A 23,452-nucleotide genomic window follows, 5' to 3' on the forward strand; every position below is an offset into this window, starting at 1 on the left:
GGACAGGACTTGGTGCAAGTGATTCTGAAGACCTTTCGCTGGGCGTTCGCGGTCACCGCGCTCGGCCTCGCCGTCGGAGTGCTGTACGACGGCTGGGCCGCCTTCGGCATCGTGGCGATCCTGGCCGTCCTGGAGATCTCGCTGTCGTTCGACAACGCGGTGGTCAACGCCGGGGTCCTGAAGAAGATGAACGCCTTCTGGCAGAAGATCTTCCTCACGGTCGGCGTCCTGATCGCGGTGTTCGGGATGCGGCTGGTCTTCCCGGTGGTGATCGTCGCGATCACGGCGAAGCTCAATCCGTACGACGCGGTCCAGCTGGCGGTGACCGACAAGGACCGCTACCAGGAGCTGGTCACCGACGCGCACCCGGCGATCGCCGCGTTCGGTGGGATGTTCCTGCTGATGATCTTCCTGGACTTCATCTTCGAGGACCGGGACATCCAGTGGCTGCGCTGGATCGAGCGGCCGCTGGCCAGGCTCGGCAAGGTCGACATGCTGTCGGTCTGCATCGCCCTGATCGTGCTGCTCATCACCGCGTTCACCTTCGCGACCCACGCCCACCAGCACGGCGGCACGCATGTCGACAAGGCCGAGACCGTCCTGATCTCCGGCATCGCGGGCCTCATCACCTATCTGGTGGTGGGCGGCATGTCCGGCTTCTTCGAGAACCGGCTCGAAGAGGAGGAGGAACGCGAGGAGGAGGCGGCCGAGCGCTCCGGCGGCGGGGGCTCGGCGGTCCTCCTGGCGGGCCGGGCCGCGTTCTTCATGTTCCTCTACCTGGAAGTGCTGGACGCGTCCTTCTCCTTCGACGGCGTGATCGGCGCCTTCGCGATCACCAACGACATCGTGCTGATGGCGCTTGGCCTCGGTATCGGCGCGATGTACGTCCGTTCGCTGACCGTGTACCTGGTCCGTCAGGGCACCCTGGACGACTACGTCTACCTGGAGCACGGCGCCCACTACGCGATCGGCGCCCTCGCGGTGATCCTGATGGTCACCATCCAGTACCAGATCAACGAGATCATCACCGGCCTCGTCGGCGTGATCCTGATCGGCTGGTCCTTCTGGTCCTCCGTCCGCCGCAACAAGGCACTCGCGGCAGCCGAGGGCACGACGGAGACCTCCGACTCGGTCAGGGTGCCGTAGAGCGGACGAAGGCGGTACCGCTGCCGCCGCGCTGTCATGGCTGCGGCGACCCGGGGCACCCGTCCGGGCATGAAGCCGAGCCGGCGCCTGACGCGCCTGATCGTGACCCTGTCGCTGCTGCCCCTCGCAGGGGCGTGCGGCGGCGGCCACGACACGGACTCCGGCGGCCCTCGGGCCGAGGGAGCACTCCGTACGCAGGCCCCCGGAGACCACCTGCTGATCGCCACGGACAACGGCGTACGGCTGCGCCCGGCCGACGGCCACGACGTGACCGTCGACCACCGCGTCGACGCGCACTGGTCCTACCGCGACGACGTCCGCACCCTCGACCTGTCCTGCGACGGCGACTGCCCCCGCATGCCGTACGTCGACGTCCCCGACGGCGTGGACGTCACGGTCACCGCGCGCAACGCCGGTGTCGACGTGGCGGGCGTCGACGGCGCCCTGGACGTCACCACCGTCAACGGCGATGTGACGGCGACCCGTTCCGGCTCCGGCCACGGCACCGTACGGCTCGCCACCCGCAACGGCTCGGTGCGCGCCACGGGCGTGGCGGCGGACCGGGTGCACGCCGCCACGGTCAACGGCGACGTGACTGTGGGCTGCGCGGCCGTACCGTCGGCCGTGACCGCGACGACCGTCAACGGCTCGGTCGAGGTCACCGTCGCGCACGACAGCCCCGCCTACCGGGTCACCGCCACCACGGACAACGGCCGCGCCACGACCGCCCTGCCCACCCGCGGCGCCGACCGCGACCACGGCATGACGCTCACCACGGTCAACGGAGACGTCGCGGCCCGCCGGGAGTGACCCCGGCGGGTCCGCTCGTCACTGCCCCGGCGCGAGGACGTAGGTGTTGAGCGCGCCCACCGTGGTGAGCGGGCTGGGGGAGCCGAGGTCGTAGCGGTCCACCGCCAGGTAGTTGGGCTTCTTGCGGGCGGCCGGCGTGCAGAAGTTCTGCGCGCGGTTCTGGAGCTTGCCGTTGTCGGTCTCGACGGTGGAGCCGATCGTGTAGTCCCGGAAGTGGTTCATCACGAACAGCGGGTGGAAGGCCGACGAGTCCGTGGTGAGCGGCCTGCCGGTGCCCCACCGGCTGTAGCAGGACCAGTCGGAGCCGCCGATGCCGCCGCCCATGGACCAGTAGTTCTCGACGGTCCACTCACGCTGGTACATCACCCCGAAGGTGTCCCGCGTGGACCATCCACTGGAGGTGTCGCTCGCCCGCGTCCGGTCGCTGAAGATCAGCAGCTGCTTGCCGCGCGCGGCCAGGTCGGCCATCGTGGGCCAGCCCTTGGTGGCCACGCCCTCCTGGTCGGGCCGGTACAGCACGTCGGACAGTCCGCTCACCGAGGCGAGCGAGGACTTCAGCACGTCGGAGGAGGCGTAGTCCTCCAGGAACACGGTGACGAACTGACCGGGGTTCGCCTTGAGGAAGTCGACCATGCGCTGGAGGTCGGTGGCCAGCGGCACCGGGCTGCCGACCCCGTCGCAGCTGTTGTGGCAGAGCACCGCCTGTCCGTTCACGGTGTAGTCGTCGAGCATGAACCCGCGGACCCCGTCGGCCAGTTGACGGCTGACACCGTAGTTCTGGTTGGGGAACAGACTGACCGGGAAGGAGGCGAAGTTCCCGTCGGCCCCGTTGGCGAAGGCGTTGTGCGCGGTCAGGAAGGTCACCTGGTCCAGCGTCCGGGTGTCCGCGGAGGGCATCGCCGAGGTGGCGTAGGAGACCGGGGTGAGATACCAGCGGGCCAGGTCACCGGACGAACCCAGCTGCACGGCCGCGGAGTCCGAGGAGGAGCCGGTGAGGTACTGCGAGGTGCCCGGCACGGAGACGGTGTACGTGCTGTTCGCGCCGGCGGTGACGGACCAGGTGGTGCCGTCCGCGCCGCAGGCCGCGGTGACCGCCGAGGTGCCGCTGCGGCCGAGGCATCTGCCGGACTCGTCGGAGTTCCGCAGCTGATAGCCGCCGTCGACCGAGACCGGCGTCCACTGCTGATGGTCCTCGTTGCCCTTGGGATTGTGGGCGGCGACGGTACCGCCGCTGTCGGCCGTGTTGAGACCGGTGGCGTAGTTCTGGAGATAGACCGAGGAGACGGGCACCGCCGCGGCGGCCGTGCCCGGGAGCAGGGCGGGCGCGGACAGGGCGAGGGCGGTGGAGCAGACCAGGACGCGCAGAGGGCGCAGGTGCACGGGGGTATCCCTTCACTCCGGCACGGAGTGCCGATGATGTCAGTGGCATGACATACCGGGTGGGACGTGAGGTGCGCCAGTCCCCGGACATGAACTCCCGGTCCGTTGTCCTAGAGTGACTCTGATCTGATCCGGCGACTCAGTGATCTGCGAGGGACACGCCCACCATGCCGACCGAAACGTTTGAGTTCCAGGTAGAGGCCCGTCAGTTGCTCCAGCTGATGATCCACTCGGTCTACTCGAACAAGGACGTCTTCCTGAGGGAGCTCGTCTCCAACGCCTCCGACGCGCTCGACAAGCTGCGTCTGGCCGCGCTGCGGGACGACAGCCTCGACGCCGACACCTCCGACCTCCACATCGAGATCGAACTCGACCCGGACGCCCGGACGCTCACCGTCCGGGACAACGGCATCGGGATGTCGTACGAAGAGGTCGGCAGGCTCATCGGCACCATCGCCAACTCCGGCACGGCCGCCTTCCTGAAGGAGCTGAAGGAGGCCCAGGACGGCGCCGGGGCCGAGGGGCTCATCGGGCAGTTCGGCGTCGGCTTCTACTCCGGCTTCATGGTCGCCGACGAGATGACCCTGGTGACCCGGCAGGCGGGCGAGAGCAAGGGCACCCGCTGGTCCTCGCGCGGCGAGGGGACGTACACCCTGGAGAGCGTCGACGACGCCCCGCAGGGCACCTCCGTCACCCTCCACCTCAAGCCGGCCGACCCCGACAACCAGCTGCACGACTACACCTCGGTGTGGAAGGTCAAGGAGATCGTCAAGCGGTACTCCGACTTCATCACCTGGCCGATCCGGCACTTCCCGAAGGCCGGCGAGGGCCAGGAGACGCCCGACGCCGAGACCCTCAACTCGATGAAGGCCCTGTGGGCGCGCTCGCGCGAGGAGGTCTCCGACGACGAGTACCACGAGCTGTACAAGCACGTCGGCCACGACTGGCGCGACCCGCTGGAGACGATCCGCCTCCAGGCCGAGGGGACCTTCGAGTACCAGGCCCTGCTCTTCCTCCCGGAGCACGCCCCGCAGGACCTGTTCACCCGGGACTTCCGGCGCGGCCTCCAGCTCTACGTCCGGCGCGTGCTCATCATGGACGACTGCGAGGCGCTGCTGCCGCAGTACCTCCGCTTCGTCAAGGGCGTCGTGGACGCGCAGGACCTCTCGCTCAACGTCTCCCGCGAGATTCTCCAGCAGGACCGGCACATTCAGATGATCCAGCGGCGGCTGACCAAGAAGGTCCTCGCCACGGTCAAGCGGATGAAGAGCGACGACACCGACAAGTACGCCACGTTCTGGCGGGAGTTCGGCGCCGTGCTCAAGGAGGGGCTGATCAGCGACTCCGGCAACCGCGACGCCCTCCTCGCCGTCGCGTCCTTCGCCAGCACCCGTGCCGAGGACGAGCCGACCACGCTCCAGGAGTACGTCGAGCGGATGCGGGACGGCCAGGACGACATCTACTACCTGACCGGCGAGTCCCGGCAGAGCATCGCGAACTCCCCGCACATGGAGGCGTTCGCCGCGAAGGGCGTCGAGGTCCTGCTGCTCACCGACCCCGTCGACGAGGTGTGGGTCGACGCCGTGGGCGAGTTCGAGGGCAAGCGGCTGCGGTCCGTCGCCAAGGGCGAGATCGACCTCGGCGCCGAGGACGACGAGGAGGCCGACGCCGAACGGGAGAAGCGGACCGAGTCGTACGCAGGACTGCTGGGCTGGATGACGGAGCACCTGAAGGAGGACGTGAAGGACGTCCGCCTGTCCACCCGGCTCACCGTCTCCCCGGCCTGCGTGGTCTCCGACGCCCACGACCTGACGCCCGCGCTGGAGCAGATGTACCGGGCGATGGGCCAGGAGGTCCCGACCACCAAGCGCATCCTGGAGCTCAACCCCGACCACCCGCTCGTCCAGGGCCTGAACCGGTCCTACGACGAGCAGGAGGACCGCACCGGCCTCGGCGAGAGCGCGGAGCTGCTGTACGGGCTCGCCGTCCTGGCGGAGGGGGGCCAGCCCAAGGAGCCCGCGCGCTTCGTGAAGCTGGTCGCCGAGCGCCTGGAACACACCCTGCGGTCCGAGTGACGCTCAGGACGTGGCCGGTCCGCCCCGGTCCGTACGACGGTGCGACGCGTCCTCGGCCGCCTCGGCCAGCCGCGCGATCCTGGCCCTCTTCGCCCTGATCCCGCGTGTGATGAGCCGCAGGTGAGCCGCCGACTCCGGCACGGCCGCCTCCAGTTCCGCCAGCCGTCTCCGCTCCGCGGCGAGCTCGGCCCTGAGCCGGGCCGCGCGGTCCGGGGGCGGCGGCGGGCGGCGGCCGTTGAAGACGACGTTGTACCGGGGCCGTTCGGACCACACGGCCTCCCGCTCGGCCGCCTCGGCGTCGTCGGGATAGTCGATCCGGATCCCGATCACCTGGGACCGCCAGCGCTGCTCCCGCAGATGGGTGCGCACCCGCGTCAGCGGACAGGTCGAGATCCCGACGTACAGCAGGCCCTCCAGGCCGTACAACCGGTACAGCGCGGTCCGGCCCGCCGCGTGCAGGCTGCCCTCCTCGTCGAACAGACCGCGCAGGAACCGTGCGTCGGCGTCTCCCATGACACGGCCTCCTTCCCCTCCCGCTTCCACGCTCCCACGCGGGTCCGACACCGGCCCCGAAGCCGGTGGTGGAGCGGCGAAGTCGATCAGTGCCGCGTCCGCCGTGCCGTGCCCGGCGGACGCGTGAGATCGTTGGGCGACCGACCCCCGGCACACGACGTCGCCACGTCACCGGCCTCGGGGACACGATCCGGGGTACCGGACCAGCGGGCCGCGGTGACCATGGAGGGGAGTGGCAGGGCAGGGCCCGGATCTGCCAGGAGGCCGATGGCTCGCACAGCTGCCACGGAGCCCTGGGAGGTCGCCCGCAGCATCATGAATGCGACCCGAACGAAGAACGAGGCACAGCCGGACGACTCCGGCACCGAGGCACACACCCTGGCCCGGCTGGCACTGCTCTGTCTGGCCGGTGTGGTCGCGGCGGTGGTGTCCGCAGGACAGTGGCTGCTCCTGCTCCTGGGCCTGGTGGGCCTCGCCCTCGCAGGGGCGGGCCTGTGGTGGGCGCTGGCCCACCGGGGCGTGGCACGCCTGTGCGGCGCCCTGCTGGCACTGGCCGCACCCGTCGCCGTCCTCGTCCTGTACGCCGTCTCCGGACTCTGGCCCTTCGCGGCGGCCGCACTGGGACTGTGGGTGGCGGCACTGGGCTGCGCCCGCAGCGCGCTGCGCCGCCTCCGGGCCCCGCGCGGCATGCACTCCCACTCCGCCCGGCCGCCCCGCAGACCGGTGCTGATCATGAACCCGAAGTCGGGCGGCGGCAAGGTCGGCAAGCACGGACTGGCCGAGCGCGCCGAGGCCCTGGGCGCCCGGGTGATCCTCCTCGACCTCGACAGCAGCCCCGACCCGGCGGCACTGGCACGCCAGGCCGTCGCGGAGGGCGCCGACCTGCTCGGGGTGGCGGGCGGCGACGGCACACAGGCCCTGGTGGCGGGGGTGGCCGCCGAGCACGACGTGCCGTTCATGGTGCTGGCCGCCGGGACCCGCAACCACTTCGCGATGGACCTGGGCCTCGACCGCGACGACCCGACGAGCGGCCTCGACGCCCTGTCGGACGGCGTCGAGATCCGGGTCGACCTGGGCGACGTGGCCGGCCGGCCCTTCGTCAACACCGTCTCCTTCGGCACCTACGCGGAGATCGTGCAGAACCCCGAGTACCGCGACGCCAAGACGGTCACCACGCTCGACCGGCTCCCCGACCTGCTGGCGGGCGGCGCGGGCGCGCGCCTGACGGCCACGGCGGACGACCAGCGGCTCCAGGCCCCGCAGGCCCTGCTGGTGAGCAACAACCCCTACGTGCTGGCCGACCCCCTCGGCGTCGGCCGCAGATCACGCCTGGACGGAGGCGAACTCGGCGTGCTCAGCGTGCGCATCGAGGGCGCGGCCCAGGCCGCCGAACTCGCCCTGCTGGGCGAACGGGCCAGCGGGATAACGTCGTTGACCTCGCGTCGCGTGACCGTCGAGGCCGACACGGAGACGATCCCCGTCGCGGTGGACGGCGAGGCACTGCAACTGCCCCAGCCCGTCGTCTGCGCCGTACGACCGCGAGCGCTGCGGATGCGGGTACCGAGACACCGTCCCGGCGCGCCCTACATCGCGCCCTCCGTGGACTGGCGCCGGGTCGTCCGCCTGGCCCTCCACCGAACCCCCCGTCCGACCGCCAAGAACCAGGAGCAGAGCGATGCTTGACCGACCGCAGCCGCAACAACTGGCCCCCCGAGAGCTGTTGCGCGATCTCGCCGCCCTCGACCAGGCGCTGTACGAGGCCGTGACGGTCACCCGGACCCCCACCCTGGACCATGCCCTGCGGCGGCTGTCCGCCGCGGCGGACCACTCCAAGATCTCCTTCACGGTCGCCGGACTGCTCGCCCTGTGCCCCGGCCGCCCCCGGCGCGCCGGCCTCCTCGGCGTCGCGGCCATCGGGGTCGCCTCCGCGAGCGCCAACCTGCTCGGCAAGCGCCTGGTCCGCCGCACCCGGCCGCACCGCGCCGAGGACTCCCCGTTCCCGGGACGGCACGTGCCCATGCCGAAGTCCGCGTCCTTCCCCTCGGGCCACACCGCGTCCGCGGTCGCCTTCGCGGCCGCCGTGGGTCCCACGCTCCCCGTCGCCACGGTCCCGCTGGGCCTGCTGGCCTGCGCGGTGGGTTACTCCCGGATCCACACCGGCGTCCACTACCCGGGCGACGTGGTCGCGGGCGCCGTACTGGGCACCGGAGCGGCGGCCGCGGTCCTCGCGGCGGCCGGCCGGCGGGGCTCGGCCAGGAGCGCCTGAGCCGGGCACGGCTCGCGGCACGGACGAGCGAGCGCCCCGCACCCGGTCACTGGAGCCGGGTGCGGGGCGCTCGCTCGTGTCGGGCCGGGCCCGACGATCCGCTCAGCTCGTCGCCGTGCAGGTCCTGCGACGGCGCAGGGTGAACACCGTGGTCGTGGCCGCGGCGGTGAGGAGACCGGCCCCGAGGACGATCGGCAGGGCGGGGGAGGTGCTGCCGGTGTCGGCGACGTTCTGCGCCTTGAGGTCCGCGACGTAGGGCGCGTACGGCGTCCTGTCCGAGGTGGCCGAGGCCGCCTGGGAGTAGTGCGGGATCCGCTTGACCGACTTGACCGAGCCGTCGGAGTTCAGCAGCACCTGCTTGTCGTTGGGGTGCCGGAAGTCGAACATGCCGGTCAGGCTGCCCGCCCGCTGGTCGAAGGAGGCGTCGCCGATGCGGCCGGTGCGCCAGTTGTTCTCGATGAACCGGGTGATCGACGCCTGCTCGGTGGCGGTGTGGTCGATCGAATTCACCTTGCTGTAGGGGGAGATGACCAGCAGCGGCTGCCGGGTGCCCGGTCCGCAGCGGTCCGCGTAACCGCTCGCGGCGGCGTGCCCTGACTGGCAGGCGGGGCTGTCGAGGGCCTTGCCGTTGGAGCCGACGGTCGAGTCCTTGGAGCCGTTGAGGACCTTGGAGGTGACGTGGTCGTACCAGCCGTCGGAGTCGTCGTAGGCGAGCACGACCGCGGTGGACTTCCACTCCGGCGACTGCTGGAGGGCGTTGATCTCCTTGACGAGGAAGTGCTGCTCGTCGATCGGGTCGGAGTAGCCCGCGTGGCCGTCCTGGTACTCACCGGCCTTCAGGAAGCTCACGGCGGGCAGGTTCCCGGCCTTGACCGCGGCGTCGAAGTCGCTCAGGTCGTAGTTGTGGTTGGCGCGCCCGCTGTGGCCGATCTCGGCGACGCTCTTGGGCGCGAGGTGGTGCGGGTTCGCCGTCGACTTGTAGTAGGCGAACGGGTTGTGGTGCGGGCTGTAGTCGACGGCCGCCGCGCCGCCCACGTTGGCGTGCGTGGTGTCGCACTTGGCGTAGTCGCTCTGCTTGCCGTCCCACGCGGTGCTGGGCCGGAAGCCGCCCTGGAACCAACCCCAGCTCACGCCCTTGGAGTTGAGCAGGTCACCGATGTTCTTGCCCTGCATCGCGGCGAGCGCGCTGGTGCTGGTGTGGTCCTTGTCCGCGCAGTCGTCGTAGGCCGGGTCGGGGTCGTTGACGACCGTGCCGACGCCCTTGGCGTTCGGCGAGATCACCGCGTACGAGTCCGGCGTGGTCGTCTGCTTCGGGTGCTCCGTGCCGGAGGACGGGTCGGTGGAGATCACGCCGTGCGTCTGACCGGAGATCAGGTTGAGGGCACCGGGCGTGGAGGGGCCGTAGACCGAACTGAAGGAGCGGTCGTTCAGCGAGTAGTTCTGCGCGTAGTTCCACAGCGCGGTGACGGTGTTGCCGTCGTAGTAGTCCATCACCAGGCCGGGCTCGCCGAACAGCCCGGTGCACTTGTTGACCTCGGTGTTCTCGACGTACTTGTCGGCCTTGCCGCCGTTCGCCGCGTACTGCTCGGGGCCGTAGGAGTGGTTCTGGTCGCAGGTCACCGCCTGTGAACTGGCCAGTCGCTTCGGGGTGTACAGGTTCGGGTTCTTCTTCAGCAGCCCGGCGTTGAGAAGGTTGTTCGCCTTCGGGGTGTGCTTGGCCGCGGTGAACTTCGTGCCGTCGGTTCCGGTCGCCTTGGGGTAGGTGGCGAAGTAGTGGTCGAAGGAGATGTTCTCGTCGTAGATGACCACCATGTGCTTGATCGGCGTCGCGGTCCGCGCGGCCGAGGGGCTGTGGTGTGCGGGGGCCGCAGAGGCGGGCACGGCGCCCGCCGCCGCGACGACGAGGGCGCCGAGCAGGGCACCCACGGTTCTTGCTGTGGTGGAGCCGATCATGCTGTGTTGCCTTTCCAGGGAGCACGTTTGCAGGGAGCACGGGAAGGGGCTGCTGCCGGAACCCTCGGCCATGGTGACGGCAGCTCAGGGCAGAGGCGATGACGCGCGAGCGAATGTTCGGTCAGGAAAATCTCATGGGATTTTGAGCCGTTCTTGACTGGTATCGAAGAGGCGGTGTCAGGCCATGAGGGCGCGTCCCAGCCAGTCGGAGGCGTCCCGCACCCCGGGCAGCGCGAAGAAGTAGCCGCCTCCGAACGGCGAGATGTAGTCGACCAGCGGTTCACCGGCCAGCCGCTTCTGCACGGTCTCGAACTGCCGGGCCGGATCCTGCTGGTAGCAGCAGAACACCAGCCCCATGTCGAGGTTGCCGTTGCCGTCCGTGCCCCGGTCGTAGTTGTAGCCCCGGCGCAGGATGCGCTGCTCGTCGGTGGCGCCGGTGCGCGGGTTGGCGAGCCGGATATGGCTGTCCAGCGGGATCACGTCACCCTGCGGATCCTGCGCGTACCGCGGCTCGTCCTTCTCGTGCCGGCCGTCCAGGGGCGCCCCGGTGTCCCGGGCGCGCCCGAACATCCGCTCCTGCTCGGTGATCGAGACGCGGTCCCAGAACTCCACCAGCATCCGGATCAGCCGTACGACCTGGTAGCTGCCGCCGACCGCCCAGTCCGGCTCCCCGCCGCCCGTGCCCACCCACACCAGCCGGTCCATCGCACGGCCGTCGGTCACCTCGGGGTTGGCGATGCCGTCCTTGAACCCCAGGTGGTTGCGCGGGGCCCCGGACGGCCGCGAGGGGCTGACGAACCCGTCCATCCGCCAGCGCACCTGCATCCCGCCGCGCGTGTGCCTGGTGAGGTCGCGCAGGGCGTGCAGCACGGTGTCGGTGTTGTCGGCGCACAGCTGCACGCTGAGATCGCCGTGGCACCAGGCCGCGTCGAGGTCGTCGTCGGGGAAGGACGGCATGGCGGTGAGCCGGTGCGGCTTGCGGGCGGCCAGACCGTAGCGGTCGTCGAAGAGGGAGGCGCCGACGCCGACGGTGACGCTCAGCCGGTCGGCGGGGATCTGCGGGCCGAGGGTTCCGGAGTCGGCCGGCGGGGCGGTGATGCCGAGGGCGTCCGGGGTGCCTCCGGCGGTCAGGAAGCGGGCCCGCTCGGTGACCGTGCGCAGCAGGTCGGTCAGTTCGGCACGGCCGTCCGCCGTCGCGTCGAAGGACACGAACGCCGTGGCGCGCTGTGCCGGGGTGAGGATGCCGGCCTGGTGGGGGCCGTGGAAGGGCACGCCCTGAGTGTCGCTCCCGGCGCCACCGGCGCTGTCTGCGTTCTCGGGGGCGGCGGCCGCCACCAGCCCCGTACCTGCCACGGCGGCCGCTCCCGCCAGGAATCCCCGGCGGCCCACCTGCTTCGCGGATGTCACGCGGTTCTCCGTACGTCGGTCAGGGCGGCGACCTCGGCCAGCCGCTCCACGAGTTCGCTCAGGTCGGCGTCGACCTTCTCCCGCTGGCTGCGTGTCAATCGGGCGAGCGGGGTCCAGTGGCCGCCGTGGTCGAAGGCGTCCAGGGTGTGCTGGGCGCGGTCCGTCCAGGTGTCGATCCCGGTCAGCCCGGCGGCGCGGGTCTTCAGCAGCGGGCGCAGGTAACCGAGCAGGGCCCGGGTGCCGTCGAGGTTGGCGCGGGCGGTGGCGAGGTTGGTGCCGCTGCCGTAGTCGGTACGGCCGGTCAGCTCGAACTGCACGGTGTTCTCCAGGATCTCGTGCGCCCGCAGGCCGACGTCGGCCGGGTCCATCCGCTGGTCGGGCCAGCTGTCCCGCAAGGCGTGCACGGCCTCGGCCAGACGGTCGGCCGGTCCGCGCAGACCGCTCGCGGACTCGCCGTGCCACAGCCCGTACTCGACCCGGTGGAACCCGGCGAAACCCGGATCGCGCACCCCGTCCGGCAGCCCGGCCGTGGTGCCGTTGATCTCCCCGTCGGCGTCCCCGAAGGTGCCGTAGGCGGCGCCCATCCGCTCGTACACCAGGTGCGCGGGCAGCCAGGCGGCACGCGCGGCGGCCAGGTCACCGCGGTCGACGGCGGCGCGCAGCACATCGGTCCTGCGGGCCAGTTCGACGGTGCGGGCCTGGATCCACTTCTGGTAGGCGAGGGTGGGCGGGATGAGTTCCTGCTGGGTGACGGGCATCGCGGCCGGACCGCTCTTCACGCCCCCGCCGCCGGTGATCCGCACGGTGGGCCCGGTGACGGCGTCGGCGTCGTCGGGCAGGCACTTGAAGGCGTAGGAGCCGTCGCCGAGGGTCACCTGAAGCGGCCGGGTGGTGCCGGGACCCAGGCCCTCGACCTCGCCGTAGACCGCACCGGTCCGGGCGTCGGTGAGATACGCCTCGGCCGCCGTGGCGGAGGTGTTGCGCAGGTCGAAGACCTGGCGTCCCGCCGCCGCGTGGGTCCAGCCGTGTCCGCAGCCGCTCGTGCCCACGTCGACGGTGGTGTGGCGCAGCCCGTCGGAGGCGACCGACCGCACGCCCCTGCCCTCACCGGGGTCCCGGGTGACCACCACGCCCGCCGTCACCGCCGCGGCCACGACGAGTACGGCGGCCGTGAGCAGCACGGGGCGCCGTCGCAGGAGCGGGACGGGCGCGGCGGTCACGGCTCCGGGCTCGGGTGGGGACACGCCGGGGCTCCAGTGGGTCGTACGGGATGCATCGCTTGCGCTGCCGATGCTAAGCACCCCGCAGGGCCGGAAACCGCCTTCCTGACCAGGTCCTGACCGGAGGAAAAGCCAGAATTCGTCGGCAGTTCACTCTCGGCGCGCGAGGGGCGTCGAGGCCGGGGCGCCGGTGCGCGTCTCCAGGGCGCGCAGCACGGCCACCATGTCCGCGCCGCCGTGGCCCTGCTCGACGGCCTCGCCGTACAGGGCGTGGCAGACGTCGAGCAGGGGAGAGGCCAGACCGGCCTTGCGGGCGGCCTCGGCGATCAGGCGGTTGTTCTCCAGCACGTTGTCGGCGGCGGCCTGCACGGCGAAGTCGCGGGCCAGCAGCTTGGCTCCCTTCACCCGCGAGACGGCACTCGCCATCGGTCCCGCGTCCAGGACGTCCCGGAGCAGGCCCTGGTCGAGGCCGTGCCGGTCCGCGAAGTGGAACGCCTCGGTCAGCCCGGTGACCAGGGTGATCAGGAAGAGGTTCACGGAGAACTTCATCAGCAGCGCGCCCGGTACCGCGCCGCAGTCGAACGTCTCCCGGCACATGGCGGCGAGCAGCGGACGTACGGCCGCGACGGCGTCCGCGTCCCCGGCGGTCATCCCCACGAGTTCCCCTTGCTCGGCGGGGATCCGGGACCCGGAGACGGGAACCTCCGCGTACCGTCCGCCCGCCGCCCGGACGGCGTCCTGGAGACCGGCGGAGAACTCCGCCGAGGTCGTGCCCATGTGGACGACCGTGTGTCCGGCGACGCGGGCGGCGAACTCCGGCGTGCCACGCCCCAGCACGGCGTCCACGGCGGCCTCGTCGGCCAGCATCAGGATCACCGTCCCTGCCCGCTCGAAGACCTCGGCGGGGAGCGCGGCGACCTCGGCCCCGGCGGAGCGCAGGGGCTCGCACCGGCCAGGGGAGCGGTTCCAGACCACGAGCGGCGTCCCGGCGCGGGCGAGATTGAGGGCCATGGGCTGCCCCATGGTGCCGAGACCGATGAATCCCACGTTCACGAGGTACCGCCTTCTCCCGCTCTGACATCATTTCCGCGCACTATGACAGCGGTCATAGCGGCTCCAGTCTATGACAGCGGTCATAGACTGGACCCCACACCACCGGACCAGGAGGTCGGCGATGACGGCGCCCGAACGGGGAGCGCGCGAACGGATGGTCTTCAGCGCGGCCCAGCTCATCCGGCGCGACGGCGTCGCCGCCACCGGCATGCGCGAGGTCGCCGCGCACGCCGGCGCACCGCGCGGCTCGCTCCAGCACTACTTCCCCGGCGGCAAGGACCAGCTGGTCGACGAGGCCGTGGAGTGGGCGGGCCGGTACGCGGGCAACCGGGTGGCCCGCTTCCTATCGGACCTGCCGGAGCCGACCCCCGGCGGCCTGTTCGCCCGGATGGTGCGCCAGTGGACCGACGAGTACGAGACCACCGGCTTCGCGGGTGGCTGCCCCGTCGCCGCCGCCACGGTGGACCGCGCCGAGTCCAGCCCGTCCACGCGCCGGGCCGCGGCGGCGGCGTTCACCACCTGGACCGGCCCGGTGGCCCGCGCCCTGACCGACATGGACGTGCCCGAGGAACGGGCCGCCGCGCTGGCCACCCTCATGGTGAGCGCCCTGGAGGGCGCGATCCTCCTGGCCCGCGCCGAGCGGGACGTACGCCCGCTGACCACCGTGGCCCGCGAACTCGCCCCCCTCCTCGACGCGGCCGTACGCCGGGACACCTGACCCCGGCGGGGCGATTCAGGCCACGCGGATGCCCACGATGCAGGTGTCGTCGTCCGTGTCGGACCTGCTGTGCGTGAGCAGACCGTCCAACTGCTGGTCCAGCGCGGGCGGAACCGCACGCGCGAGCGCCAGCAGCTGCGCCAGGGACTCCTCCACGGACCGGTCCCGGCGTTCGATCAGCCCGTCCGTGTACATCAGCAGCGTGTCGTCCACGGCCAGCTGGACCTCGTGCTCCTCGTACACCGCCTCCGGTACGGCCCCCAGCAGCAGCCCCTTCACCAGCGGCAGCGGCGCCGCCTCCGAGCCGCGCACCAGCACTGGCGGCAGATGCCCGGCCCGCGCCCAGCGCAGGGTGTTGCTCTCGGGGTCGTACAGGCCGCAGACCGCGGTGGCGGTGACCGCGCCGGTCAGATGGTGGGCCACCATGTTGAGCCACGACAGCAGCTGCCCGGGCCCGGCCCCGGTCACCGCGAGTCCCCGCAGCGCGTTGCGCAGCACGACCATGCTGGTGGCCGCCTCGATGCCGTGCCCGGCGACGTCGCCCACGCACAGCAGCACCAGCCGGGACGGCAGCACGACCGCGTCGTACCAGTCGCCGCCGACCAGATGCTGGGTCTCCGCGGGCCGGTAGCGCACCGCCACGTCCAGCCCCGGAACCGCCAGCGGCGCCTGCGCGGGCGGCATGATGGCGTGCTGCAACTGAAGGGTCAGCCGGTTGCGTTCGCTGGCCTGCTGCTCGGTGTGCGCGAGCTGGTCGCGGGTCGCGGCCAGGGCGACCTCCGTCCAGTGGTGGGCGGAGATGTCCTGGTAGGCGCCGCGTACGACGTACAGCCGGCCGTCCGAGTCGAGCACCGGCTCGGCCACCACCCGGATGTGCCGGGTGATCCCGTCGGGGCGCAGCAGCCGGAACGCGGTGAACGCGGGCCGCCGGTGGTGCAGCAGGGTGCGCAGGAACCGGCCGATGGCCACGGCGTCGTCGGGATGGGCGTGCGCGGGCAGGTCCACCAGCGCCACGGGGGCGCCCGAGGACGGCTTGCCGTAGAGATGGTAGAGCTGGCCGTTCCAGGTGATCTCGCCGGTGAGGACGTTCTCCTCGAAACCGCCGATGCGGCCCAGGCGCTGGGCGTGCTGGAGCAGGCTCGCCAGCCGGGCCGTCTCGTCCTCGACCCGCCAGATGAGCAGGACACTGCCCCCGTGCCGGCTGATGTTGATGTCGGCGACCGCCGCCAGCGGAACGTCGTCCACCAGCGCGGTGAGCCGCATCCGGCGGGTGCGGAAGGGCTCGCCGGTGGCGTAGACGCGCTCGATCCGCTCGAACAGCTCACTGTGCCCGGCGGCCATCGGATACGCCTCAAGCAGCAGCGCCCCGCTGACCACCCCGCGCGGCCGCCCCGCGGGGTCCAGGAAGCGGCTGTTGACGTGGTGGATGCGGAAGTCGACGAGATGCCCGTCGGCGTCCAGATGCGGCACCAGCACCAGGGCCGGGTCGTGCAGCCCGTCGGCCAGGTCCATCAGCTCCGTGACGTCCGGCACCATCCGCGGTCCCGTGTCGCCGTCGCGGCGGTCCAGGGCGCAGCTCTCCAGGGTGTGCCCGCACAGCTCGGCCAGGGCCTCGATCTGCCGGACGATCGGCGGGGGAGTGGGCTCCAGCGGCGCGGGCCAGGCGATCTCCAGGACGCCGTGGATCCGCCCGCCGGTCCCGGCCGGTACGGCGACCCGGCCGCCGGCGCCGTGGTGGTGCTGGCCGATGGACGGCAGGCCGGTCTCGGACAGGCTGTGGATCCACTGACCGGTCCGCTCGGCCAGCCCGCGGCGGGCCACGGTGGTCACGCCCGGTGGGACGTGCCGCCAGCGACCGGCCTCCGCGGCGGAGAACCCGGCACAGCCCGCCAGGGTGAGCGAGCCGTCGGCCCCCAGCGCCCAGATGGCGACCGCCTCCGCGCCCAGCGGGGTCAGCGCGTGCTCCAGCAGCGAGTCGGCGACGGCCTGGGTGTCGTGGGCGGCCAGCGCCCCGCTCTCGGCGGCACGCAGCCGTACGGCGGAGTCGGCGTCCGGAGAGCCCGCGGTGGCGGCGAGGAAGGCGCTGGTCACCTCCGACAGCCGGTCGCGCGAGGCCTGGTTGATGACCTCCACGGCGAACTCCAGGGGCGTCACCCCGGCCTGCTCGGCGAGCTCGGTCAGCTGCCGCGCGGCCTGCGCGGGACCGCAGCCCAGCCGCTCGACCAGGATGCCCTTGGCCAGTTCGATCAGCGCCCGCCCGTCCGCCTCGGCCTGCGCCGCCCGCACCTCTCGGCGCAGCCGCTCCACGGTCGCCGCCAGCCTGCCCACGGGGGACGGCTGCCCGGTGCCGTCGTTTCCGTCGGCGGCACCGGGCGGTGCTCCCTGGCGGGTGCCCTGCGGTTCGGGCGGCTGGCGGAGATCACTCACGATGGGCCTGTTCCTCGGCTGGGACGACACGCGAACGGCTGACGGTCTCGCCGCCCCCTCACCCGGGCAGCCAGCGCCGGACGCGGCCGATGAGGTCGTCCGTGTCGACGGGCTTGGTGATGTAGTCGTTCGCACCCGACGCCAGGCTCTTCTCCTGGTCGCCCGGCATCGCCTTCGCGGTGACCGTGATGATCGGCAGCTCCGCGTACTGGGCCATCGCCCGGATCTCCGAGGTGGCGGCGTAGCCGTCCATCTCCGGCATCATCACGTCCATCAGGACCAGCGAGACGTCGGGATGGGCCAGCAGCATCTCGATGCCCTTGCGGCCGTTGTCCGCGTGCAGCACCTGGAAGCCGTGCAGCTCCAGCACCCCGCTGAGCGCGAAGAGGTTGCGCGCGTCGTCGTCGACCACCAGCACCGTCCGGCCGAGGAACGAGTCGTCCACCACCTGCGCGGCGGGCCGCTGCGACTCCTCAGGACGCACCAGCGACAGCACGTCGCCCGGCTGCTCGGCGGACAGATGCAGGGTGATGCGCTCCCGCAACTCGTCCAGACTGGACAGGAAGTCCAGCGGCCGGTCGCCCGCCAGGGCCCGCAGCCCCTGCTCCTGGGCCAGGTTGATGTGATGCCCGGTGTGCACCAGGACGGGCACACTGGCCAGCGCCGAGTCGCCGCCCATCGCCTGGAGGAAGTCGGCGCCCTCGTCGTGCGGGATGCCGAGTTCCAGGACGACGCAGTGGCACGGGTCGGCCGCCAGCGTGCTCGCCGCCTCCTGGGCCCCGACGGCCGTGATGATGTCGATCGAGCCGTGCCGGTCACCGGAGTCGTACGTGATGTCCGCGACCGCCCGCTCGGCGACGAGCGTGAGCAGCCCGCGCGGCCGCTCCTCGATGACCAGCAGACGGCGCCTGCGCTGCTCCTGGGCGGGCGCGGGCCCGGCGACGGGCGGACGGGCCGCCGAGGGCGCCTCGGACTCGTCGGGGGAGTACGGCAGCTCCACCGGCCGGCCACCGCTCTCCAGCAGCTCCTCGAAGTCGGCCCGGGCGACCGGCAGATGGAGCGTGAACGTACTGCCCTGGCCGGGAGTGCTGTCGACGGTGACCGCGCCGCCCAGCAGCTGGGCGATCTCCCGGGTGATGGACAGACCGAGGCCCGTGCCCCCGTACTTGCGGCTGGTCGTCCCGTCGGCCTGCTGGAACGCCCCGAAGATCGTCTCCAGTTGCTGCTGCGGAATGCCGATACCGGTGTCCTTGACCCGGAACGCCACGACCGGCCCGCCCCGGTACACGCCCGGCGGCACCTCCCGGTCGGCGGCGGGCTCGATCCTCAGCTCCACCCCGCCCTGCTCGGTGAACTTCACCGCGTTCGACAGCAGGTTGCGCAGGATCTGCCGCAGCCGCGAGTCGTCCGTGAGCAGGTCGACCGGCGTACCGGGGGCGGTGGCCACCGTGAACTCCAGGCTCTTCTGCGTCGTCATCGGCCGGAACGTGGCCTCGACGTACTCCAGCAGCTTGCGCAGCGGCACCCGCTCCGGGGCGACGTCCATCTTGCCCGCCTCGACCTTGGAGAGGTCCAGGATGTCGTTGATGAGCTGGAGCAGGTCCGAGCCCGCCGAGTGGATGATGCCCGCGTACTCGACCTGCTTCGGGGTGAGGTTGCGCGAGGGGTTCTGCGCCAGCAACTGGGCCAGGATCAGCAGGCTGTTGAGCGGGGTGCGCAGCTCGTGGCTCATGTTGGCCAGGAACTCCGACTTGTACTTCGAGGCCAGCGACAACTGCTGCGCCCGGGTCTCCAGCTCCTGCCGCGCCTGCTCGATCTGGAGGTTCTTCGCCTCGATGTCCCGGTTCTGCGAGGCCAGCAGCGAGGCCTTCTCCTCCAGCTCGGCGTTGGAGCGCTGGAGTTCGTCCTGCTGGACCTGCAACTCCTCGGAGCGGGCCTGGAGTTCACCGGTCAGCCGCTGCGACTCGTCGAGCAGTTCGTCGGTGCGCACGTTGGCCACGATGGTGTTCAGGTTGACGCCGATCGTCGGCATCAGCTGCGCCAGGAAGTCCTGGTGGATCTGCGTGAAGCGGGCGACGGACGCCAGCTCGATCACCCCGAGGACCTGCTCCTCGACCACGATCGGCAGCACCACCAGAGCGGTGGGCGACACCTGCCCGAGACCGGAGGAGATGGTGACGTACCCCTCGGGCAGCTCCTCCACGGTGACGGTACGGCGGTTGCGCGCGGCCTGGCCGACCAGCGAACGGCCGACCGGGATCCGCGTGGGCCGCTCCTCGTCGTCGGGATAGCCGTACGACCCCACCAGCCGCAGTTCGGGCCCGCGCTCGGTGTCCTCCGCCAGGTAGAAGGCGCCGTACTGGGCCGAGACCAGCGGTGTGAGCTCGTCCATGATCAGCTCGGCGACCACCGGCAGATCGCGGTGGCCCTGCATCAGGCTGGAGATCCGCGCCAGGTTGGTCTTGAGCCAGTCCTGCTCCTGGTTGGCCCGGGTGGTCTCGCGCAGGGACTCCACCATGGAGTTGATGTTGTCCTTGAGGTCGGCGACCTCGCCGGAGGCCTCCACCGTGATGGAGCGGGTCAGGTCGCCCTCGGCGACGGCACTGGTGACCTCGGCGATGGCGCGGACCTGCCGGGTGAGGTTCCCGGCCAGTTCGTTGACGTTCTCCGTCAGCCGCTTCCAGGTGCCCTCGACGCCCTCGACCTCGGCCTGTCCGCCGAGCCGGCCCTCGCTGCCGACCTCGCGGGCCACCCGGGTGACCTCGGCGGCGAACGACGACAGCTGGTCGACCATCGTGTTGATGGTCGTCTTCAGCTCCAGGATCTCGCCGCGGGCGTCGACATCGATCTTCTTCGACAGGTCGCCGTTGGCCACCGCGGTCGTCACCAGGGCGATGTTGCGGACCTGCCCGGTGAGGTTGTTGGCCATCGAGTTGACGTTGTCGGTGAGGTCCTTCCAGGTGCCGGCCACGTTCGGCACGTGCGCCTGGCCGCCGAGGCGTCCCTCGGTGCCGACCTCGCGGGCGACGCGGGTGACCTCGTCGGCGAACGCGGACAGCGTGTCGACCATTGTGTTGATGACGTCCGCCAGCGCGGCGACCTCACCCTTGGCCTCGACGGTGATCTTCTGCGAGAGGTCACCGCGGGCCACGGCGGTGGCCACCTGGGCGATCGAGCGGACCTGCCCGGTCAGGTTCGACGCCATCACGTTGACGTTGTCGGTGAGATCCTTCCAGGTCCCCGACACGCCCCGCACGATCGCCTGCCCGCCGAGGTTGCCCTCCGTGCCGACTTCGCGGGCGACGCGGGTGACTTCGTCGGCGAAGGCGGAGAGCTGGTCGACCATGGTGTTGATGGTGTTCTTGAGTTCGAGGATCTCGCCGCGGGCGTCGACGGTGATCTTCTGGGAGAGGTCGCCCTGCGCGACCGCGGTCGCCACCTGGGCGACGTTGCGGACCTGCGCGGTGAGGTTGCCGCCCATGAAGTTCACGGAGTCGGTGAGGTCACGCCAAGTGCCCTTGACGCCCTTCACGTCGGCCTGCCCGCCCAGCCTCCCCTCGGTGCCGACTTCGCGGGCGACGCGGGTGACTTCGTCGGCGAAGGCGGAGAGCTGGTCGACCATGGTGTTGATGGTGTTCTTGAGTTCGAGGATCTCGCCGCGGGCGTCGACGGTGATCTTCTGGGAGAGGTCGCCCTGCGCCACCGCCGTCGTCACCTGGGCGACATTGCGGACCTGGGACGTCAGGTTTCCCGCCATGAAGTTGACCGAATCGGTCAGGTCCCGCCAGACCCCGCCCACCCCGGGCACCTGCGCCTGCCCGCCGAGCCGCCCCTCGCTGCCGACCTCGCGGGCGACGCGGGTGACTTCGTCGGCGAACGCCGACAGCTGATCGACCATCGTGTTGACGGTCTCCTTCAGCTGAAGGATCTCCCCGCGCGCCGGCACGTCGATCTTCTGGGACAGATCGCCCTTGGCCACCGCGGTCGCCACCTGGGCGATGTCACGGACCTGCGTGGTCAGGTTGCCCGCCATCGCGTTGACAGAGTCGGTGAGGTCCGCCCAGGTGCCCGAGACCCCCGGCACCTCGGCCTGCCCGCCCAGCGTGCCCTCGGTGCCCACCTCGCGGGCCACGCGCGTGACCTCGGACGTGAACACGGACAGCTGATCGACCATGCCGTTGAAGACCGTGGCGATGTCGCCCAGCAGACCCTGTCCGTCGGACGGCAGCCGGGTGCCGAAGTCACCGTCGCGCACCGCGGTCAGCCCGGCCAGCAACTGCCGTAGCTCCTGCTCACCCGGAGCCTTCTCCCGGGCGTCCGTCGACGTGCTGCTCATGCGCACCCTCGTTCCGCTCCCCAAGAGCCCTCACCCCGAGGACTCGGAACCGCGCCGGCCCCGCGAAGGGCCCGCTCACCAGCGGCAATTCCGTACCCCACGAAGCTGCCCGATGAGAAATCGGTCGAAGGTTAACCCAGTTGCGGAGCGGCGATCAAAGGCTCGTGGGAGCGGTTTCGCACGGTGAAAAACAGTGCCACGAACATGGCATGGCGGACGTGATCCAGGGTACTCGGAGCGGTTTTCCGTGCTCCGGTTCAGGACAGGCGCGGAGGTGCGTCACGCGTCGAGGGCGTCCCGCACGGTCGGATGACAGCTGAGGAGGGTGTCCAGCCCCACGATCTGCACCGTGCGCAGCACGGCCCCGTGCATCCCCGCCAGCCGCAGCCGGCCGCGCGCCGCCTGAGCGGCCTGATGGGCGGTGATCAGAGCGTTGACACCGCTGGAGTCCATGAAGGTGACCCCGCTCAGATCGAGGACGACGCTGGGTCCTGCGCCGGTGTCCGCCGGGGGCAGGGCCCGGGTGAGGGTGCCCACGCTCTGGTGGTCGACCTCGCCCCGCAGGACGAGCACCGTTGTGCCGTCGGCGTCGGTGCGCGTCACGGACAGCCCGCCGTGACTCACCGCTTCCTGGTTGTCTGCCACTGGCGTCCTCTGCGCACTCGATGGGGACCGTGCCACGTCTCTGCCCCCACCGGTGCCCCGGCAGACCCGGTGCGATGCACGCAGTTCCCCATTTATATGCTCACTGCACAGGAGTAGTGCGTGACGCGCGGGGTAGACGCGCGCCCATGAACGGGGTTTTGGAGATGGTCGGCAGGGAGCCGGTCCCGCCCGAGGAGTGGTCCCGGATGCCGGATGCCGCACCCGCCGAGATGACGGTCGCCCTGGACGGGGCCGACGGCTGTATCGCCGACGCCAGGAACCAGGCGTCGCAGTTTCTGGGCCGGGTCCAGGCCGAGCACGGCCTGCCCGTGTCGGCCCGGACCATGGACCTGACGCAACTCGTGGTGAGCGAGCTGGTCACCAACGCGCTGAAATACGCGCCGGGACCGGCCCTGCTGCAACTGCGGCTCGTCGGCGGCACGGTCGAGATAGCGGTCTGGGACAGCGACCCGACCCTCCCGATGGCACGGGCCGCCGACGCCGGACGGGTGGGCCAGCACGGTCTGGAGATCGTGATGGCGGTGGTGCAGGGCTTCGAGGCCCGACAGGAGCCCGTCGGCAAACGCATCACCGTACGGCTCGCCCTGTACGACGATCCGCTGACGGGCGGGACCGGCTGAACCGGACCGCGGCGGGGCCGGAGCTCTCCCGGCGGACAGGAGCGACGCCCGGGCATGCCGGGGCTGCCCGTCGGGTAGGTTGTCGGCCGTGTTGGTGGGCACGGAGGAAACGCGGCTGATCGTCCTGCGCGGCAACTCGGCCTCGGGCAAGTCAACCGTCGCCGCCGCCCTCCGCGACCGCTTCGGCCGCGGCCTCGCCCTGGTCGGCCAGGACAACCTGCGCCGGATCGTGCTCCGCGAGCGGGACCGCCCCGGCGCGGCGAACATCGGCCTGATCGAACTGACCGCCCGCTACGCCCTGGACGCCGGATTCCACGTCGTGGTCGAGGGCCTCCTGTACGCCGACCACTACGGCGAGATGCTCGCTCGCCTGCGCGCCGACCACCCCGACCCGACCCACGGCTACTACCTCCACGTACCCTTCGAGCAGACCCTCCTGCGCCACGCCACGAAGCCCATCGCGAACGAGGTCAGCGAACTCCAACTGCGCGACTGGTACCGGGAGCTCGACCTGCTGCCCGGCGGCATCGAAACCGTCGTCGGCGCGGACAGCACCATGAGCGAGACGGTCGACCGCATCATGCTCGACAGCGGCCTCGCGGGCCTGCCCGCGGTGGACCGCTGAACGGCCGACCGGCCCGCCGTCACTCCGCCCGGGGTCTGCGCGTGGTCCATCCCCAGGTACCCGGGGATGCCCGCCACCAGCTTCTCCATGCGCGCGTTGGTCTCGCCGTAGCCGCTCTGGTCCTGGGTGCGCACCGTGGTGAACACGGCGACGTAGTAGGGCGGTTCGAAGGCCTCGACGGGCGTGACAGGCGTCACGGAGTGATCGCTCATGGCGTCACTGTATGGCAGGTTCTAG

17 protein-coding genes and 1 pseudogene are annotated in these 23,452 nt (G+C 71.3%); 8 read left to right on the top strand and 10 right to left on the bottom strand.

Translation table 11 applies throughout. The features are described from left to right. Positions 1-18 precede the first annotated feature (18 nt). Positions 19-1,146 carry a DUF475 domain-containing protein gene (locus G3I78_RS34270; RefSeq protein WP_164431901.1) on the top strand — a complete coding sequence of 376 codons (1,128 nt, stop codon included), beginning with the start codon at positions 19-21 and terminating at the stop codon, positions 1,144-1,146. Positions 1,147-1,182: 36 nt separating this feature from the next. Continuing rightward, positions 1,183-1,956, top strand: coding sequence for a DUF4097 family beta strand repeat-containing protein (locus tag G3I78_RS34275; protein WP_239158211.1), 774 nt, complete (start codon positions 1,183-1,185; stop codon positions 1,954-1,956). Between the two features lie 18 nt (positions 1,957-1,974). On the opposite strand, the gene G3I78_RS34280 is transcribed toward G3I78_RS34275, so the two are convergent. Continuing rightward, positions 1,975-3,336 (bottom strand): RICIN domain-containing protein, encoded by a 1,362-nt coding sequence (locus G3I78_RS34280; protein ID WP_343243928.1) that lies wholly within the window; start codon positions 3,334-3,336, stop codon positions 1,975-1,977. A 167-nt stretch (positions 3,337-3,503) separates the two neighbouring features. On the opposite strand from G3I78_RS34280, the gene htpG reads away from it, so the two are divergent. After that, positions 3,504-5,411, top strand: a complete 1,908-nt coding sequence (gene htpG / locus G3I78_RS34285) for a molecular chaperone HtpG (RefSeq protein WP_164431905.1) — start codon at positions 3,504-3,506, stop codon at positions 5,409-5,411. 3 nt (positions 5,412-5,414) lie between these two features. On the opposite strand, the gene G3I78_RS34290 is transcribed toward htpG, so the two are convergent. Beyond that, the gene (locus tag G3I78_RS34290) at positions 5,415-5,924 is read right to left on the bottom strand and encodes a GIY-YIG nuclease family protein (RefSeq protein WP_164431907.1); all 510 of its coding nucleotides are present in this window, start codon (positions 5,922-5,924) and stop codon (positions 5,415-5,417) included. 267 nt (positions 5,925-6,191) lie between these two features. On the opposite strand from G3I78_RS34290, the gene G3I78_RS34295 reads away from it, so the two are divergent. Together G3I78_RS34295 and G3I78_RS34300 are read left to right on the top strand one after the other, a co-directional pair. Further along, complete coding sequence (locus G3I78_RS34295; RefSeq protein WP_239158212.1) at positions 6,192-7,607, top strand: diacylglycerol kinase family protein; 1,416 nt, start codon at positions 6,192-6,194, stop codon at positions 7,605-7,607. Beyond that, positions 7,600-8,190: a phosphatase PAP2 family protein gene (locus G3I78_RS34300; protein ID WP_164431909.1), complete on the top strand. Its 591-nt coding sequence runs from the start codon at positions 7,600-7,602 to the stop codon at positions 8,188-8,190. Before G3I78_RS34295 ends, G3I78_RS34300 begins: the two co-directional genes overlap by 8 nt. Before the next feature lie 102 nt (positions 8,191-8,292). On the opposite strand, the gene G3I78_RS34305 is transcribed toward G3I78_RS34300, so the two are convergent. The 4 genes from G3I78_RS34305 to G3I78_RS34320 form a co-directional block, all read right to left on the bottom strand. Further along, positions 8,293-10,143, bottom strand: a complete 1,851-nt coding sequence (locus tag G3I78_RS34305) for an alkaline phosphatase family protein (protein WP_164431911.1) — start codon at positions 10,141-10,143, stop codon at positions 8,293-8,295. A gap of 177 nt (positions 10,144-10,320) precedes the next feature. Continuing rightward, positions 10,321-11,550: an iron uptake transporter deferrochelatase/peroxidase subunit gene (gene efeB, locus G3I78_RS34310; protein WP_164431913.1), complete on the bottom strand. Its 1,230-nt coding sequence runs from the start codon at positions 11,548-11,550 to the stop codon at positions 10,321-10,323. After that, positions 11,547-12,794 carry an EfeM/EfeO family lipoprotein gene (locus G3I78_RS34315; protein WP_343243929.1) on the bottom strand — a complete coding sequence of 416 codons (1,248 nt, stop codon included), beginning with the start codon at positions 12,792-12,794 and terminating at the stop codon, positions 11,547-11,549. The genes efeB and G3I78_RS34315 overlap by 4 nt, the downstream gene beginning before the upstream one ends. 126 nt (positions 12,795-12,920) lie before the next feature. Further along, complete coding sequence (locus G3I78_RS34320) at positions 12,921-13,823, bottom strand: NAD(P)-dependent oxidoreductase (RefSeq protein ID WP_164431915.1); 903 nt, start codon at positions 13,821-13,823, stop codon at positions 12,921-12,923. A gap of 121 nt (positions 13,824-13,944) precedes the next feature. Here G3I78_RS34320 and G3I78_RS34325 point away from each other — a divergent pair, with 121 nt between their 5' ends. Then, on the top strand, positions 13,945-14,541 hold the full coding sequence (locus G3I78_RS34325; protein WP_164431917.1) for a TetR/AcrR family transcriptional regulator: 597 nt from the start codon (positions 13,945-13,947) through the stop codon (positions 14,539-14,541). A gap of 15 nt (positions 14,542-14,556) precedes the next feature. Here G3I78_RS34325 and G3I78_RS34330 read toward each other — a convergent pair whose 3' ends face one another. The 3 genes from G3I78_RS34330 to G3I78_RS34340 all read right to left on the bottom strand — a co-directional run bounded on the left by G3I78_RS34330 (position 14,557) and on the right by G3I78_RS34340 (position 21,949). Then, complete coding sequence (locus G3I78_RS34330; RefSeq protein WP_164431919.1) at positions 14,557-16,968, bottom strand: SpoIIE family protein phosphatase; 2,412 nt, start codon at positions 16,966-16,968, stop codon at positions 14,557-14,559. Between the two features lie 58 nt (positions 16,969-17,026). Then, positions 17,027-21,304, bottom strand: coding sequence for a HAMP domain-containing protein (locus tag G3I78_RS34335; protein ID WP_164431921.1), 4,278 nt, complete (start codon positions 21,302-21,304; stop codon positions 17,027-17,029). 279 nt (positions 21,305-21,583) lie between these two features. Continuing rightward, entirely contained in the window at positions 21,584-21,949 is a 366-nt protein-coding gene (locus G3I78_RS34340; protein ID WP_343243930.1) for an STAS domain-containing protein, read from the bottom strand. 206 nt (positions 21,950-22,155) lie between these two features. Here G3I78_RS34340 and G3I78_RS34345 point away from each other — a divergent pair, with 206 nt between their 5' ends. Then, complete coding sequence (locus G3I78_RS34345; RefSeq protein ID WP_239158232.1) at positions 22,156-22,590, top strand: ATP-binding protein; 435 nt, start codon at positions 22,156-22,158, stop codon at positions 22,588-22,590. 79 nt (positions 22,591-22,669) lie between these two features. Continuing rightward, on the top strand, positions 22,670-23,215 hold the full coding sequence (locus tag G3I78_RS34350; RefSeq protein ID WP_164431926.1) for a kinase: 546 nt from the start codon (positions 22,670-22,672) through the stop codon (positions 23,213-23,215). Positions 23,216-23,226: 11 nt separating this feature from the next. Here the strand turns inward: G3I78_RS34350 and G3I78_RS52310 are convergent. Continuing rightward, positions 23,227-23,427, bottom strand: a pseudogene (locus G3I78_RS52310) (hypothetical protein); the annotation flags it as partial. Between the last annotated feature and the right edge of the window lie 25 nt (positions 23,428-23,452).

This window comes from Streptomyces sp. SID13726 (genome assembly GCF_010548375.1).
GTDB lineage: Bacteria > Actinomycetota > Actinomycetes > Streptomycetales > Streptomycetaceae > Streptomyces.